This is a genomic window from Streptomyces sp. NRRL S-1813 (assembly GCF_000719605.1).
GTDB lineage: Bacteria > Actinomycetota > Actinomycetes > Streptomycetales > Streptomycetaceae > Streptomyces > Streptomyces decoyicus.
Window position 1 is genome coordinate 51,719 of sequence record NZ_JOHB01000002.1, and the last position, 13,769, is coordinate 65,487.

At 70.6% G+C, this 13,769-nt stretch carries 13 protein-coding genes; 5 read left to right on the top strand and 8 right to left on the bottom strand.

The genetic code is table 11. The features are described 5' to 3' along the window. The first annotated feature begins 103 nt into the window (after positions 1–103). The 4 genes from IF67_RS0104905 to IF67_RS0104920 all read left to right on the top strand — a co-directional run bounded on the left by IF67_RS0104905 (position 104) and on the right by IF67_RS0104920 (position 4,559). Positions 104–1,390, top strand: a complete 1,287-nt coding sequence (locus IF67_RS0104905; RefSeq protein WP_030982471.1) for a four-carbon acid sugar kinase family protein — start codon at positions 104–106, stop codon at positions 1,388–1,390. Positions 1,391–1,415: 25 nt separating this feature from the next. After that, positions 1,416–2,507 carry a 4-hydroxythreonine-4-phosphate dehydrogenase PdxA gene (gene pdxA / locus IF67_RS0104910; protein WP_051817596.1) on the top strand — a complete coding sequence of 364 codons (1,092 nt, stop codon included), beginning with the start codon at positions 1,416–1,418 and terminating at the stop codon, positions 2,505–2,507. Then, positions 2,504–3,835: an MFS transporter gene (locus IF67_RS0104915; RefSeq protein WP_107050161.1), complete on the top strand. Its 1,332-nt coding sequence runs from the start codon at positions 2,504–2,506 to the stop codon at positions 3,833–3,835. Before pdxA ends, IF67_RS0104915 begins: the two co-directional genes overlap by 4 nt. A 466-nt stretch (positions 3,836–4,301) precedes the next feature. Beyond that, positions 4,302–4,559: a hypothetical protein gene (locus IF67_RS0104920; protein WP_030982475.1), complete on the top strand. Its 258-nt coding sequence runs from the start codon at positions 4,302–4,304 to the stop codon at positions 4,557–4,559. Between the two features lie 97 nt (positions 4,560–4,656). Here the strand turns inward: IF67_RS0104920 and IF67_RS0104925 are convergent, their stop codons facing one another. Continuing rightward, complete coding sequence (locus tag IF67_RS0104925; protein ID WP_030982477.1) at positions 4,657–5,484, bottom strand: alpha/beta fold hydrolase; 828 nt, start codon at positions 5,482–5,484, stop codon at positions 4,657–4,659. 80 nt (positions 5,485–5,564) lie between these two features. After that, positions 5,565–5,852: a hypothetical protein gene (locus IF67_RS0104930; protein WP_030982479.1), complete on the bottom strand. Its 288-nt coding sequence runs from the start codon at positions 5,850–5,852 to the stop codon at positions 5,565–5,567. Positions 5,853–6,193: 341 nt separating this feature from the next. Between IF67_RS0104930 and IF67_RS0104935 the strand changes: the two genes are divergently transcribed. Beyond that, positions 6,194–7,462: a cytochrome P450 gene (locus tag IF67_RS0104935; RefSeq protein ID WP_051817598.1), complete on the top strand. Its 1,269-nt coding sequence runs from the start codon at positions 6,194–6,196 to the stop codon at positions 7,460–7,462. Positions 7,463–7,570: 108 nt separating this feature from the next. Here the strand turns inward: IF67_RS0104935 and IF67_RS0104940 are convergent, their stop codons facing one another. The 6 genes from IF67_RS0104940 to IF67_RS0104965 form a co-directional block, all read right to left on the bottom strand. Continuing rightward, a complete protein-coding gene (locus tag IF67_RS0104940; protein WP_030982483.1) occupies positions 7,571–8,770 on the bottom strand; it encodes an MFS transporter in 1,200 nt (399 codons plus the stop codon). A gap of 178 nt (positions 8,771–8,948) precedes the next feature. Beyond that, positions 8,949–10,760, bottom strand: coding sequence for a M4 family metallopeptidase (locus IF67_RS0104945; RefSeq protein ID WP_030982484.1), 1,812 nt, complete (start codon positions 10,758–10,760; stop codon positions 8,949–8,951). Between the two features lie 450 nt (positions 10,761–11,210). Next, a complete protein-coding gene (locus tag IF67_RS38770) occupies positions 11,211–11,516 on the bottom strand; it encodes a hypothetical protein (RefSeq protein WP_037838829.1) in 306 nt (101 codons plus the stop codon). Positions 11,517–11,714: 198 nt separating this feature from the next. After that, the gene (locus IF67_RS0104955; RefSeq protein WP_030982486.1) at positions 11,715–12,053 is read right to left on the bottom strand and encodes a hypothetical protein; all 339 of its coding nucleotides are present in this window, start codon (positions 12,051–12,053) and stop codon (positions 11,715–11,717) included. A gap of 145 nt (positions 12,054–12,198) precedes the next feature. Further along, a complete protein-coding gene (locus IF67_RS38775; RefSeq protein WP_234340980.1) occupies positions 12,199–12,384 on the bottom strand; it encodes a hypothetical protein in 186 nt (61 codons plus the stop codon). Between the two features lie 210 nt (positions 12,385–12,594). Beyond that, positions 12,595–13,668: a PP2C family protein-serine/threonine phosphatase gene (locus IF67_RS0104965; protein WP_234340981.1), complete on the bottom strand. Its 1,074-nt coding sequence runs from the start codon at positions 13,666–13,668 to the stop codon at positions 12,595–12,597. Positions 13,669–13,769: the final 101 nt, after the last annotated feature.

The following is a 13,769-nucleotide window of genomic DNA, read 5'->3' on the forward strand; positions in this document are numbered from 1 at the left end:
CGCCGAGTAGCCACTCTGAATTGCGTGAACCGCGCAATTAAAAATGCGTGGTCCGGTCACTTCGGGGTCGCAGGCGGCACCGGAGCCGACAGGAGGAGACCTCGTGGCCCAGGTGCTCGTCATCGCGGACGACCTCACCGGCAGCAATGCCACCGGCGCGCTCTATGCGCGCCTGGGCCTGCGGGCCGTCACCGTCGGTGCGCTCAACCAAGTGGAGCGCTACGCGGACCGGGTGGACGTCCTCGTCATCAACACCGCCTCGCGGCACTGGTCCCCGGCCCGCGCCCATGCGGCCGTCCGGGCCGCCGCCGAATCAGCGGGCGGAGCACCCCTGATCGTCAAGCGCGTCGACACCACCCTGCGCGGCAACCCCGGCAGCGAACTCGACGCGGTGGTGGACGTCCTCGCCGCCCGCGAGCCCGCGGCCCGGATCCGGACGCTGGCCGTTCCCGCCTTCCCCGACGCCGGCCGGAGCACGGTGGGCGGTCTGCACCTCGTCGACGGTGTCCCGCTCACTCGTACGGCCGTGGCCCGAGATCCCTTCGATCCCGTCCGGCACTCACGCGTCGCGGCCGTGCTCGGCGCGCAGAGCCGGCGCAGCACGGGCGAACTCGCCCTGGACGTGGTGGAGCGGGGCCCCGACGCGGTGGCCGCGGCGCTGCGGGCGAGCCAGGCCGAGACCGTGGTCTGCGACGCCACCGAGAACGCCCATCTGCGCACGGTCGCGGTGGCCGCCGCCCGCCTCGCCGTCGAGGACCGCATCCGCTGGGTGGCGCTGGACTCGGGACCGTTCGGCGCGGCCCTCGCCGGTGAGCTGGGCCTGCGGCCCGAGGGCGGCGCACCCGCCCGCATCCTGGCGGTTGTCGGCAGCGTCACCGACCGCACCCGCACCCAGCTCGCCCGTACGGAAACCGCGCTCGGCGCCCGCTGGGCCGAGCTCGACCCCGCCGCGCCGGATCCCGGCGCGGTGCTGGCCGAGTTGCGCGCGGCGGCGGCGGAGGGGGCCACGGTGCTCGGCGTACGGGTGGCCCCCGATCCGCTGACCACCGCCGGACCCGCTCCCGACCCCGCCGCCGCCCGCATCCTCCAGGCACTCGCCGAGATCGCCCGCCGCGCGGTCGTCGAGCTGTGTCCCGGCGGCCTGTATGCCTCGGGCGGCGATGTCGCCACGGCGGTCACCTCGGCGCTGGGCGCCGACGGCTTCGCCATCGAGACCGAGGTGCTGCCGCTCGCCATCGCGGGACACCTGGTGGGCGGCCCCCACGACGGACTGCTCTTCGCCACGAAGGGCGGTCTCATCGGCGGCCCCGACGCCGCCCGCGACTGCCTGGAACACCTGCGCGCGGCCTGCACCCGGCACACCCTCGGCCCCACCTTGAGCACGACCTGAACACGGCACCCCGAAAGGCGACCCCATGACCCACCCTCAGCAGGCGACCGACGACCGGACGGCCGCCACCGGCCGTCCGGCCTCCGACGGCCCGCTGCCGCTCCTCGCCGTCACCCTCGGCGATCCCGTCGGGATCGGCCCCGAGATCACCGCCCGTACCCTCGCCGACCCGGCGGCCACCGCACTCGGCCGCGGACTCGCCGTCGGCGACGCCGCCGTACTGCGCCGCGCGGTCGCCGTCTGCGGTCTGGACGTCGAGGTCAACGCGGTCGGCACGCCCGGTGAGGCACGCTTCGAGCCCGGCACCATCGATGTGCTCGACCTCGGCATCGCCCCCGCCGACCTTCCCTGGGGCACGGTCGACGCGGTGGCGGGCCGCTCCGCCGTGGCCGCGATCGAGGCCGCCACCCGCGCCGCGCTGGCCGGCGAGGTCGACGGCGTCGTCACCTCGCCGATCAACAAGGAGGCGATCTGGGCGGCGGGTTCACCGCACCTCGGTCACACCGAGATGCTCGGCGAACTCACCGGCGCCGCGCACTTCGACACCATGTTCGTGGTCCGCGGCCTCAAGATCTTCTTCACCACCCGACATCTCGCCCTGCGCAAGGCGCTCGACCAGATCACCGAGGAACGGGTCGCCGCGAGCATCCGTCACGCCGCCACCGCACTGCGCGTCTTCGGCCATGACGAGCCCCGGCTCGCCGTCGCCGCGATCAACCCGCACGGCGGTGAGGGCGGCCACTTCGGCGACGAGGAGATCACCGTCCTGCGTCCGGCGGTGGAGAAGGCGGCCGCCGAGGGTCTCGGGGTCGTGGGACCGATCCCGGCCGACTCGGTCTTCCACCAGGGCCTCGAAGGCCGCTTCGACGGAGTGCTGTCGCACTTCCACGACCAGGGCCATATCCCCGCCAAGACCGTCGACTTCGACGGCACCGTGTCCGTCACCGTGGGCCTGCCGATCCTGCGCACCTCCGTCGACCACGGCACCGCGTTCGACATCGCCGGCAGCGGCCTGGCCTCACACGGCACGATGGCCGCGGCCTTCCGGGCCGCCGCCGGCTTCAGCCGCTTCACCGACCGGATCCGGGCCGCGTACGGAACGGCGGCCGCCCAGTGACGGACGCCAACCCGCAGTCGATACCGCAGTCGATCCCGCAGACGTCGCCCGCGCCCCCCGCCAAGCGCTGGATGTATGTCATTCCGGTCGCCGCGATCATGTACATGCTGGCGTATCTCGACCGGAACAATGTCTCCGTCATCCTCCCGTACATGCACGGCGATCTGGAGCTGTCCAACGCCGACAAAGGGCTGGTCGGCGGCATTTTCTTCGTCGGCTATGTCTTCCTCCAGATCCCGGCCGCGATCCTCGCCCAGCGCTGGAGCGCCCGGAAGACCGTCCTCATCCTCATGCTGGCGTGGGGCGTGGCCGCGTCGCTGTCCGGTCTCGTACAGACCAAGTCGCAGTTCTACGTGGCCCGCTTCGTGCTGGGCCTCTTCGAGGGCGGCGTCTGGCCCGCCGTCCTCATCCTGCTCGCCTCGTGGTTCCCGCTGCGCGAGCGGGCTCGTGCCAACGCGCTGTGGATGGCGTGCCTGCCGCTCTCCTCGGTGCTGATGGCGCCGCTGTCGGGGTGGATGCTCGACCACGGGACCTGGCACTGGGTCCTGGTGATGCAGGGCATCCCGCCCCTGGTGTGGGCGGTGGTCTGGTGGTTCGCGGTCGCCGACCGGCCCGCGCAGGCCCGGTGGATCTCCCGCGCCGAGGCCGACCATGTGGAGGGCGCGATCGCCGCCGACGAAGCCGCCAAACCCTCGGCGGGCAGCGGTTCGTACCTCGACGCGGTCAAGCAGAAATCGGTCCTCGTCCTCATCGGTGTCTACTTCTTCTGGATCACCGGCTTCTACGGCTTCAACCTGTGGCTGCCGTCGGTCATCAAGGAGCTGACACACGGCGGATCGCCCACCGAGGTGGGAGCGCTCACCGCGATCCCGTTCACCGTCGCACTGATCGTGATGATTGCCAATGCCGCCTGGTCCGACCGCACCGGCAGACGGCGCCAAGCGGTGGCCCTCCCGCTCGTCGTGGGCATCGCCGCGCTGCTGCTGGGACAGGCGGTGGACGGTGCCCTGCCCCGGATGCTGCTGCTGTGTGTGACGGCCGCCGCGGTCTATGCGCCGTACGGGCCGTTCTGGGCGATCCCCGGCCAGCTGTTGCGCTTCGAAGTCGTGGCCGTGGCGATGGGGCTGATCAACGCCCTCGGAAACCTCGGCGGCTTCGCCGGGCCCTACCTGGTCGGCTGGCTGACCGACGTCACCGGGTCCAGTGTGACCGGCTTCGCGGTGCTGTCCGCCTTCCTCGCCGTGGCCGTGGCGCCGGTGACACTGGGGCTGCGCCCGAGCGCGCGCCCCGTACCCCAGGTGGCCGGGCAGGCGCCCGAGGGGGCCTGAGCGGCGCACGGCTGACGCTCCATCAACCCGTGCCGGCGGGCCCGTTTCGGCTCGGGGCGGGCCCGCCGGCCGTCCGGCCGGGCCCGTGCTCACCCGGCAGAGCGCTCCTTTGACGTCCGGTCAGTTAAAGGGGCGCGGTTCCGCTGCCAGTCGTCTCCCCGAACGGGCGACATCCGTAAGGAAATTCCTGGAAGACGGCCCCGACGCGGGGGGCGGCGCCCGCTCCCCCTCGCGTCGGGTGGCCGCGCCGACGGTGAACAAGGAGCTCAAGTCTGCGAGTTGGGCGCGTGAGGGTGCTGTGGAGGGGCCCCGCCGATGCCGCGATGGCCCGGCGCACTCTTCTTGTCAGTCCGGCGGACGGTTACTCCGACTCGCGCAATTGACGAGGAGCAAGGTTTTGGGAGGTTCCGTGAAGGTGATCCCTGAAAAGGTCGATATACCCCTTTGATCCTCCTGAGGAGCAGACATGCGCATCCGCGCCGCGATCGCAGCTAGCGCCCTGGCCACCACTATCGTCCTGGGCGGTGCGAGCGCCGCCCTGGCTCACGGTAAGGACCACAAGGACAAGCACCACGGCCACCACTACAAGCACCACCACGGCCACGGCCACTACGGCTCCTGCTGGCTCTCCGCGGGCGTCCTCGACCACGTCGGCCCGGTCTTCAGCGAGGGCTGCGAGAACGGCGGCTGGGGCTGGGGCGACCGCGGCCGCAACGGGAGGTAAGCCAGAAAGCTGTCCAGCCGGTGCCGGCCGAGACGACCACAGGTCCGATCGGCCGGCACCGGCTGCATGTGCGGGCCGCACGCCGGGGGGCCGCCCGTCAGCTGTTGAGGAAGGCCAGGAGATCGGCGTTGAAGTCGTCCTTGTACGTGCCGACCGCCGAGAGGCCGTGCGGCGCACCCGGGTAGACCTTGAGCGTGGCATCCTTCACCAGCTTCACCGACTTCTGGCCGGCGGCCACGATCGGCACGATCTGGTCGTCGTCACCGTGGATGATGAGGGTCGGGATGTCGAACCGCTTGAGGTCCTCGGTGAAATCGGTCTCCGAGAACTGCTTGATGCAGTCGTACGCCCCCTTGAGCCCCATCTGCATGCTCCAGAGCCAGAACGCCTCGCGGACTCCCTGGGAGACGGTGGAACCGGGCCGGTTGGCACCGTAGAAGCTCTCGCTGAGGTCCTTGTAGAACTGCGACCGGTCGGCGGCGACACCGGCGCGCAGCTCGTCGAAGACCTTGATGGGCAGCCCCTCCGGGTTGGCCTCGGTCTTGAGCATCAGCGGTGGGATGGCGCCGAGCAGGACCGCCTTGGCCACCCGGCCGGTGCCATGACGACCGATGTAGCGGGCCACTTCACCGCCGCCCGTGGAGTGCCCGACCAGCACCGCCTCCCGCAGGTCCAGGGCCTCCATCAGCTGCGCCAGGTCGTCCGCGTAGGTGTCCATGTCGTTGCCGTGCCACGGCTGGCCGGAGCGGCCGTGCCCGCGGCGGTCGTGGGCGACGGCCCGGAAGCCGTGGGAGGCGACCACGTGCATCTGGTCGTCCCAGGCGTCGGCGTTCAGCGGCCAGCCGTGGCTGAACACGACGGGTTGGCCGGCCCCCCAGTCCTTGTAGTAGATCTCCGTGCCGTCGGTGGTGGTGATGGTGCCCATGATGCGATCGGTCCTTCCTTCCGTTCACCGGTGTGCGGGACGTGGCCGTGGGGGCCGGGAGGTGGCTGTTCTCGGGACGGTCAGCAGCGGTCCGTCGGCGGAGCGTCGGCGCCACGCCGTCGGCGGACACTCGCGATGAGCCCGGCTCCGGCGACCACGGCCAGACCGGCAATCGTGCCGAGCCCCATGAACACCAGGGGCTTGGTGCCCGTTGCTGCCAGGGCGGGTGCTGCGGTCGGCGTGGCGGCACCGCCGCCGTCGGCGGTGGCCGGCCCGGCGGTGGTGACGAACAACGCGATGAGCAGGAAGGTGACGGCATACCCACGGCGGAGGAGGCTCGGCGAGCCAGGGGCGGGTGGTGCGGCCATGCGATTCTCGCTTCTCCGCCTCGACGGGGAGGCTGCTGGATCGAAGGATCGGTGGATCTCAGCGTTTCCGGCCTCGGCCGGAAGAGCGTGTCGTGGAAGGCAGAAGGGTGAAGACGGCCGACCATCCGAGTGGTGACCGGCCCTGCCGTGCTTCCCGGCGGCCCTGCGCACGCGAGATCCCGTCCTGGTCGGCCGGGCCCTCCCAGGAGACGGCCGCCGGTACCCGCCTGCCTTGCCGTGGAGGCGCTCTGGACGGGCACGACGCCGTGCCTTAGCGTCGCAAGCCGGCCGTGCACCACCGTCCGAGTCCGATTTCCACCAGGGGAAGCCGAGGACGCGTTGTGACCACCATCCCTCCGCCGCCCGACATCCTGTCACCGGAGTTCGCGGCGGACCCGTACCCCGCGTACCGCATCCTGCGTGCGCACTACCCGCTCTTCCACGACAAGGGCACCGACAGCTATCTGCTCTCGCGGTACGAGGACGTGGCACGGGCCTTTCGCGAGCCGGTGTTCACCAGCGACAACTATGAGTGGCAGATCGAACCGGCGCACGGCGGCCGGACGTTGCCCCAGATGAGCGGCCGTGAGCACTCCGTACGCCGGGCCCTGGTCGCCCCCGCCTTCCGGGGGCGGGAGCTGCGGGAGAAGTTCCTGCCGGTCATCGAGCGCAACGCGCGGGAGCTGATCGACGCCTTCCGCGAGGACGTGGAGGCCGATCTGGTGGCGCAGTTCGCGACGCGCTTCCCGATCAACGTCATCGTCGACATGCTCGGCCTGGACCGGGCCGACCACGACCGCTTCCACGGCTGGTACGAATCCGTCGTCGGATTCCTTGGCAACCTGAGCCAGGATCCCGAGGTCGCGGCCGCCGGCCTGCGCGCCGGCGAAGAGCTCTCCGCCTACCTGCGGCCGGTCCTGACCGAACGGCGAGCCGCACCCGGCGACGACCTGCTCTCCACCCTCTGCACCGCAGAGGTCGAGGGCACCCGGATGAACGATCAGGACATCACGTCGTTCGTCAGCCTGCTGCTGGCCGCCGGGGGCGAAACCACGGACAAGGCCCTCGGCTCACTGTTCCGCAACCTGCTGGCCCACCCCGGCCAGCTCGCCGCCGTACGCGCCGACCGGTCGCTGGTCACCGCGGCCTTCGCCGAGACCCTGCGCTACACCCCGCCGGTCCAGATGATCATGCGTCAGCCCGATGCCGATGTGACCCTCAGCGGCGGTACGGTCCCCGCGGGCGCCACGGTCACCTGTCTGATCGGCTCCGCGAACCGCGACGAGCGCCACTACGCCCGGCCCGACGCCTTCAACGTCTTCCGCACCGACCTGACGCCCGCCACGGCCTTCAGCGCCGCCGCCGACCGCGTGGCCTTCGCGCTCGGCCGGCACTTCTGCGTGGGCGCTCTGCTCGCCAAGACCGAGATGGAGGTCGGCGTCAACCAACTGCTCGACGCCTTCCCCGCCATGGACTTCGCGGGGGACACGGCACCCCCCGACGCGGGGGTGTTCACCCGGGGCCCGGCGCGGCTCCAGGTGCGGCTCACGCCCGGTGAGGGGACGGGAGCCCGTAGCGCTCCCTCTGCCCCACACCCCTCCGGACAGTGATGTCCGCACCGTGAGGCGCCAGGAGGAGGGCAAGAGGGAGAGGGAGCGAACGTCCGGGCGCAGCGGTGCGGTCCGGGCTCCGGGCCGTTCGTGTGGCAGCCGCAGGGGTCAGGTGCCGGTCGTTGGTGGCCGGCGCAGTACGTAGAGGCCGACGGTCACGGCGAGCACGATGACGCAGGCGGAGAAGGTCAGGCCCGCGCCGCGCAGGCCGAGCACCAAGGTGAGCGCGCCGACGCCGACGACGGGCAGGGAGATGCCCAGGTAGGCGACGAGGAAGAAGGCCGAGATGGTACCGCCGCGGCGCTCGGGCGGTGCCGCGCGGCTCACGGCGGTCAGGCCGGCCCGGAACGCCAGCCCCTGGCCGATACCGCCGCACACCGCGCCGATGACCAGCACCGGCAGTGAACTCAGGGCCAGCGAGGTGGCCACCAGCACGAGCCCCACCACCAGCACCAGACAGCCACCCGGCAGGGCCTTGCGTACGCCGATCCGTTCCGTGAGGGACTGTCCGACGGTCGATCCCAGGAAGACCGTGAAGACGATGAGCCCTGCGACCGCCAGGTTGTGCACGCCAAGGGTCTCGCCGACGAAGCTCGGCGCGACCGCGGTGAACAGCCCCAGGAGGGAGAAACCGGCGAACGCGGCGACGGCCGAGGGGGTGAAGACGCCCCGCACTTCGGGCGGCAGCCGAAGCCGCTGGGGCTGGAGTTTGCGGGGGCGGTGCGGATGCTCGACGGTCTCCGGCAAGCGCCAGGTCGCCACGGCTGCCACGGCCACCAGCGCAAGATGCACCAGGAACGGCAGGGTCAACGGCCACGGCGCGTACTGGGCCAGCAGCCCCGACAGCAACGGGCCGCAGCCGAGGCCGCCCATGTTCGCGGCGGTGGCGGCGAATCCCGCCTGTGCTTCCTGGCCGGGCTTCGCGAGTTCCAGCACGGCCGCCGTGGCCGCACCGCTGAACAACCCTGCGGCAAACCCCGACAGCACCCGCCCCAGCAGCAGCATCGGCAGCCCGCCCTCGAACACGAAGCACAGTGCGCTCGCCGCCGACAGCCCCAGTGCGCAGAACAGCACCGGGCGCCGGCCCACCTCGTCGGAGAAGTTGCCGGCGAGGAGGAGAACGGTGATGACGCCGAGCGCGTACACGGCGAAGACCACGGTCACCATCAGCTCGGAGAACCCGAGCTGCTCGCGATAGAGCCCGTACAGCGGGGTGGGCAGTGTCGTCCCGGCCATGCCGATCGCGAACACGCCCGCCGCCACCGGATAGCCGAGTCGTCGCCTGCCACTCGTGCGATCGCTGATCATGGTCTCAACGTAGGTCCCGTGGGCCGTGCCGTCGAGAATCACTGGAGGGACCCGCGGGCGAGGGACCAGGGGGTGTCTCCACGGAGGCCGGGGAGACACCCCCTGACCCGTGGACGGGCCGGGGCGTGGTGCCCCCGCGAGCGGCGAGGGCACCACACTGTGCCTGGTCCGGAGCGGATCAGTGCTTGGCGGAGGGCGTGTTGGCCGCCGTCACATTCACCGCGGCCCAGGCCTTGTCCACCGTCTTGTACGCGGTGCTCCCGGCACCGTACAGGTCCTTGGCCGCGCGCAGGGTCGCGGTCCGGGCGTCATGGAAGTCGGTCGTGGAGACCATGTACCGGGTGAGCGCCCGGTAGAAGATCGCCGTCGCCTTGCTCCGGCCGATGCCCGTCACCTTGGAGCCCTTGTACGTGGGGGAGTTGTAGGTGACGCCACCGATCGTCTTCTTGCCGCTTCCCTCGGCGAGAAGGTAGTAGGCGTGCGAGGAGACGCCGGAGCCGGCGTGCACCTCGGTGTCGTAGGACGCCTTCGACCAGTAGTCGACCGTGCCTTCGAGCTTGTCGAGGGACGGCTTGTCCAGACGGCGCAGGAACTTCTGCTCCAGGCCGAGCTTCTCGCCCATCAGGTAGTTCGGCGGGTTCTTCGGGTTGTTGGTCGAGAATTCGACCGCGCTGCCGAAGATGTCCGCCAGCGACTCGTTGAGGGAGCCGGGCTCGCCGAACTGGTTCCCTTCGGCGTCGACGCGGGTGGGCTGGAGGTTGGCCGTCGCGTCGACGACGCCGTGGCTGAGCTCATGGCCCGTGACGTCCAGTACGACCAGGGGCTTGGCGAACGTCTTGCCGTCACCGTCGCCGTAGAGCATGCAGCCGCAGTCCGGGGACCAGTAGGCGTTGCCGACCTTCTTGCCGTAGTGCACCAGGGCGCGCGCCCCGCGGCCGTCGTTCTTGATGCCCTTGCGGCCGAAGGTCTTCTTGTAGAAGTCCAGAGTGCTGGCGATGCCGTACTGGGCATCGACGGCGGCGGTCGCCCGGTTGCTCGTGGTGCCGTTGCCCCAGCGGTTGGTGGTGCTGGTGAACGCCTTGCCGTCGGCGAACTTCTCCAGCTCCTTGTCGCCGGCGTCCCGGGTCTCGGTGTTGCCGCGGGTGGAGTCCTTGAGGGTGAAGGAATTCTTCGCGGTCCGCGTGGTCGACAGCGGCACACTGCCGACGAAGAACGACGCGCCGGAGCCGGTGGCCGCGGAGGGGAACCCGTTGGCCTTGGCCGCCTTGTCGGTGGCGGGCGCGGTGGGAGCGAGCATGCTGGTCGACGGGTTGAGCCGTTCGCCCCGTGCCCGCAGCTTGGCCTGGAGGGCGGGCGACAGGAACGAGTCGTTGGCCAGGACGTTGCTCAGCACCGTTCCGGAGGCCGCGTCGATGACGACCGTACGGGCGCCCTCGGCCTCGGCGGTACGGCTGTCGGCCACCTGCACCCGGTAGGCCAGCGTGGTCCGGTTGTCGCGGGCGTCCACGACCAGTTCGGCGTCACCGGCGTGGCCCTTCGCCACGGCGGCCGCCTTCGTCCGGGCCTCTGCGGCCGACAGCTTCGGGTCCGTGCCGGACACGTCGAGCTGGTGACGGTAGGCCCGGGTCACGCTCTCGTACGCCGACTTGGCGGTCAGGTGGACGACGAGGTCACCACCGAGAACCGGCAGTCCGCGGTGGGTGCGCACGAAACGGACATGCTGCCGGCCGTCGGGGTCGACGAGCGCATCCGTGGCCTTGAGGGTGTCCTTCTTGCCGACTCCGGTGGCCGAGGCGTGGGCGTACGCGGCGGCGCGGGCCGCATCAACGGCCTTCTGGAGGGCGGGGGTTGAGGAGGAGGGGGAGGCAGCGACCGGCGAGGCCGCGGGGGAGGCGGAGGCATTGCCCGCCACCCCCGCAGTGAGGGTTGCGGCCGTCGTCACTGCGACGGCGATGGCCAGGCGGTGTCTGCGTATGTGGGGTCTACGCACTGCTGTGGGTCCTTAGCGCTGCGGGGGCGGTCGGCTGGCCAACCGCCCGTACGCGCGGTGCTGTTGTGCACCGCGGGGGCCGTGAGGCCCCGCGCAAACCCTGGTATGTCTGGCATGGGCATGTAAAGCGAAAAGATCAGGATTCAAGATTCCTGGTCGAAATTTAACAATTGGTCAGCTTTGAGTAGCCAGAAGGTGACCAACGGTGCTCCATGAGAAGAGACATGGAGTGGCGCGAAATGGTTGCTCGGAAAGTGCGCCGAAGGCGATGCCGTACACCGGAGGGTTCGCCGCGCGCCTTGCCGGGCGCGGAACAGGGGAACGGGGGAGGGTCCGGGCGCCGGTCAGTCCGTCGGCGAGGAAAATCCGCACGACACGGCAGGGCCGCTCGCAAGGTCCCTCAAGCCGGGGCCGGTGTCCGGGCCGGTGCCGGGGATCGCAGCGTCGGGATCAGAGGGGGCCGGGCTGCGGGTGGAAGAGTTCCTCAAGGGAGGCGTCGGCACGCTCGCCGCCACGTACGGCTTCGACGACGGCTTGGTGGAAGGTGCGGCTGGCTTCTTCGGAGTGGCACGGGACGGGGCTGCCGGCCATGGTGTACCAGTCCGTGGCTCCGGTGTACTGCACAGCTACATGCGCCAGGTCTTCCGACCAGGTCGTGTGGATGGTCAGGTCGCCGTTGATCACGCCGATCTCTGCGGTGCGAACCGCGCCGGGTAGAGCGTGGATCCCGACAGTGGTCCAAGATGCCCAGGTCATGATGTTCCCCTCGGCGGCAAGGGCCCCGGCCGGCGGCCGGGCGCGGTGTCTCAAGTTTGGCACCTGAGGTGCGGGAGCGCACCGCATGCGGTGGCGCGGATTCCGGAAAAGTCGTGGGACGTGTTGCCGCGCCTGGTCGCCGGCTCCGTCAGCTCGGCAGGCCGGTGGCCGCCTCGATCACCGTTGGACGAGCGTTGGTCACCGTCCGTGCCCGCCTGCCCGGTCTGCCCGCTTGCCTGTCTGCCCGCCATGGCCGGTGGACGCTGCGAGGGCGTGGTCACCACCATGGTGCGGCGCTGCGCCCAGCGCATCGACGACGTCGCCCACCGCGAAAAGGCCGAGCAGCCACTGATGCAAGAAGACCTGCCCGCACTGCCGTGGCACGCGCCGCCCCGAGGGCAGGGGCGCGTCATCGTCGCCGGTCCGGCGGCCGTCGACGCCGCCCGCCTGATCCAAGTGCTGTGTCGAATCATGGACTTGGGCAACACCGTGCTCGTCATCGAGCATGACCTCGCACAGCCGGCCGGGCTCGCTCACCGAGGCGTTTTCGGACGCACCGCACCCGTGGGGGGAGTACGGTCCCGGCCCGCACGGGTCATCGAGCGGGCCGGGACCGTTACGGCTGTCCTTGCCACGGTGAGCCACCGGGCCGAGCCATCCGACCGAAATCCCCGGCGGAATCTCAGTCGATGACCGTATGGAAGAAGGTGACGGCGGCGCCGAAGGCAGCGCCGCCGATGAGGGTTGCGGAAGCCGGTGTGCCCCCATTGAAAAAGGTGAGCACACCGGCGCCGATAGCGGTGAGGGCGCCAAGCAGAAAAATGACGGCGGCGCGCTGACTCAGCAGGGTTGATCTGTTGTCGGACACATCAACTCCGATCTGCGCGGGAGCGATGAATCGCTCGGTGCGGATGCTGATGCTCTAACTGATCTTCTCATCTCACCCCCCGGATTTTCGGCAGCACACGAGAAAATTCCGAAAGGGGGACGGAAAGCATCAAAATGGCGTCCGGGTCGTGTTATGGCCGCGAAGAGAAGGCAGGCCCCGAACGGCTTGCGGGGGCCAGGGCGCCAGGGGTCAGCGTCCGGCGCCGCGCACGCTCTGCGCGCCCCTCCTGCGGCTCTCCGCCTGCCGGGTGATCGCGAGGACCGCCATATCGTCGTCGCGCGGCCCGCCGCTCCAGCGCTCGACCTCCCCCACCAGACGGTCGATCAACTCCCGTGGCCCCCGGAACGGCCCGTGGTCCGCCAGTTGCGCCGCGGGGTCGTAGAACGTTCCGGCATGGTTCCGGGCTTCCGTCACGCCGTCGGTGACCAGCAGCAGCGTGCTGCCCGCCGGGAACGCCCAGTCGGTGGGGCCGGTCCGCGCCGCGCCCAGTGCACCCATCCCCAGCGGAAGGCCCGGATCGCCGACCTCCAGTGCGCGCACCTCGTCGTCGAGACAGAGATAGGGCGCGGGATGACCGCAGTTCAGCAACCGCAGTGCCGTGGCGCCCGGGACGATTTCGCAGATCAGGGCCGTGATGAAGCCTTCGAGCCGGTTCTCCTCGGAGGTGTGCTCGCTCTCCCGCAGCAGGGCGTGTTCCATCCGGTCGGCCAGCACCGTCAGCTCCGGCTCCTGCTCGGCGGCCTCCCGGAACGCGCCGAGCAGCACCGATACCGCGCTCACCGCCCCCAGTCCCTTGCCGCGCACATCGGCGATCAGCAGCCGGACGCCGAACGGGGTGCGCTGGACGGCGTAGGCGTCACCGCCGATCCGGGCCTCGCTCTGTGCGGCCTGGTAGCGGGCGGCGATGGCCAGCGGACCGATACGGTCCGGCGGTGCGGGCAGCACGGCAAGCTGAGCGGCCTCCGCCACCGACCGGACGACGTCCAGGTGGCGTCCGTGACGGGCGATCACCCGGTTGACCCCGACGCCCATGAGCGCGGCGAAGAGGGTGTTGATGAGCTCCAGATGGCCTTCCAGGACGTCGGCGGTGCCGTCCTTCACCGTCAGCGCGAAGACGCCGACGATGATGGCGGCGCCGATCGCCAGGGTGTGCCGCAGGGAGAGCAGCGCACCGGCCGTCACGCTGGCCGCCGTCAGCATCGGGTCGCCCCAGTAGTCGGCAGGCGAGAACGCGTCCCAGATGAGCCCTCCGGCGACCAGCACGCTCGGAGCGAACTCGACGTATCGGGGCCATCGTGGGGAGAAAGAAGGCATAGATATTCCTGACCAGCCATCCATGTCGGGGTAGTCAGGAATATGCCTGT

What these genes read in the sequence shown, in the direction of transcription:
- IF67_RS0104930 (WP_030982479.1), bottom strand. Translation starts at nt 5,852, where the DNA reads ATGGCCGCACCACCCGCCCCTGGCTCGCCGAGCCTCCTCCGCCGTGGG.
- pdxA (WP_051817596.1), top strand. Translation starts at nt 1,416, where the DNA reads ATGACCCACCCTCAGCAGGCGACCGACGACCGGACGGCCGCCACCGGC.
- IF67_RS38770 (WP_037838829.1), bottom strand. Translation starts at nt 11,516, where the DNA reads ATGACCTGGGCATCTTGGACCACTGTCGGGATCCACGCTCTACCCGGC.
- IF67_RS0104920 (WP_030982475.1), top strand. Translation starts at nt 4,302, where the DNA reads ATGCGCATCCGCGCCGCGATCGCAGCTAGCGCCCTGGCCACCACTATC.
- IF67_RS0104940 (WP_030982483.1), bottom strand. Translation starts at nt 8,770, where the DNA reads ATGATCAGCGATCGCACGAGTGGCAGGCGACGACTCGGCTATCCGGTG.
- IF67_RS0104925 (WP_030982477.1), bottom strand. Translation starts at nt 5,484, where the DNA reads ATGGGCACCATCACCACCACCGACGGCACGGAGATCTACTACAAGGAC.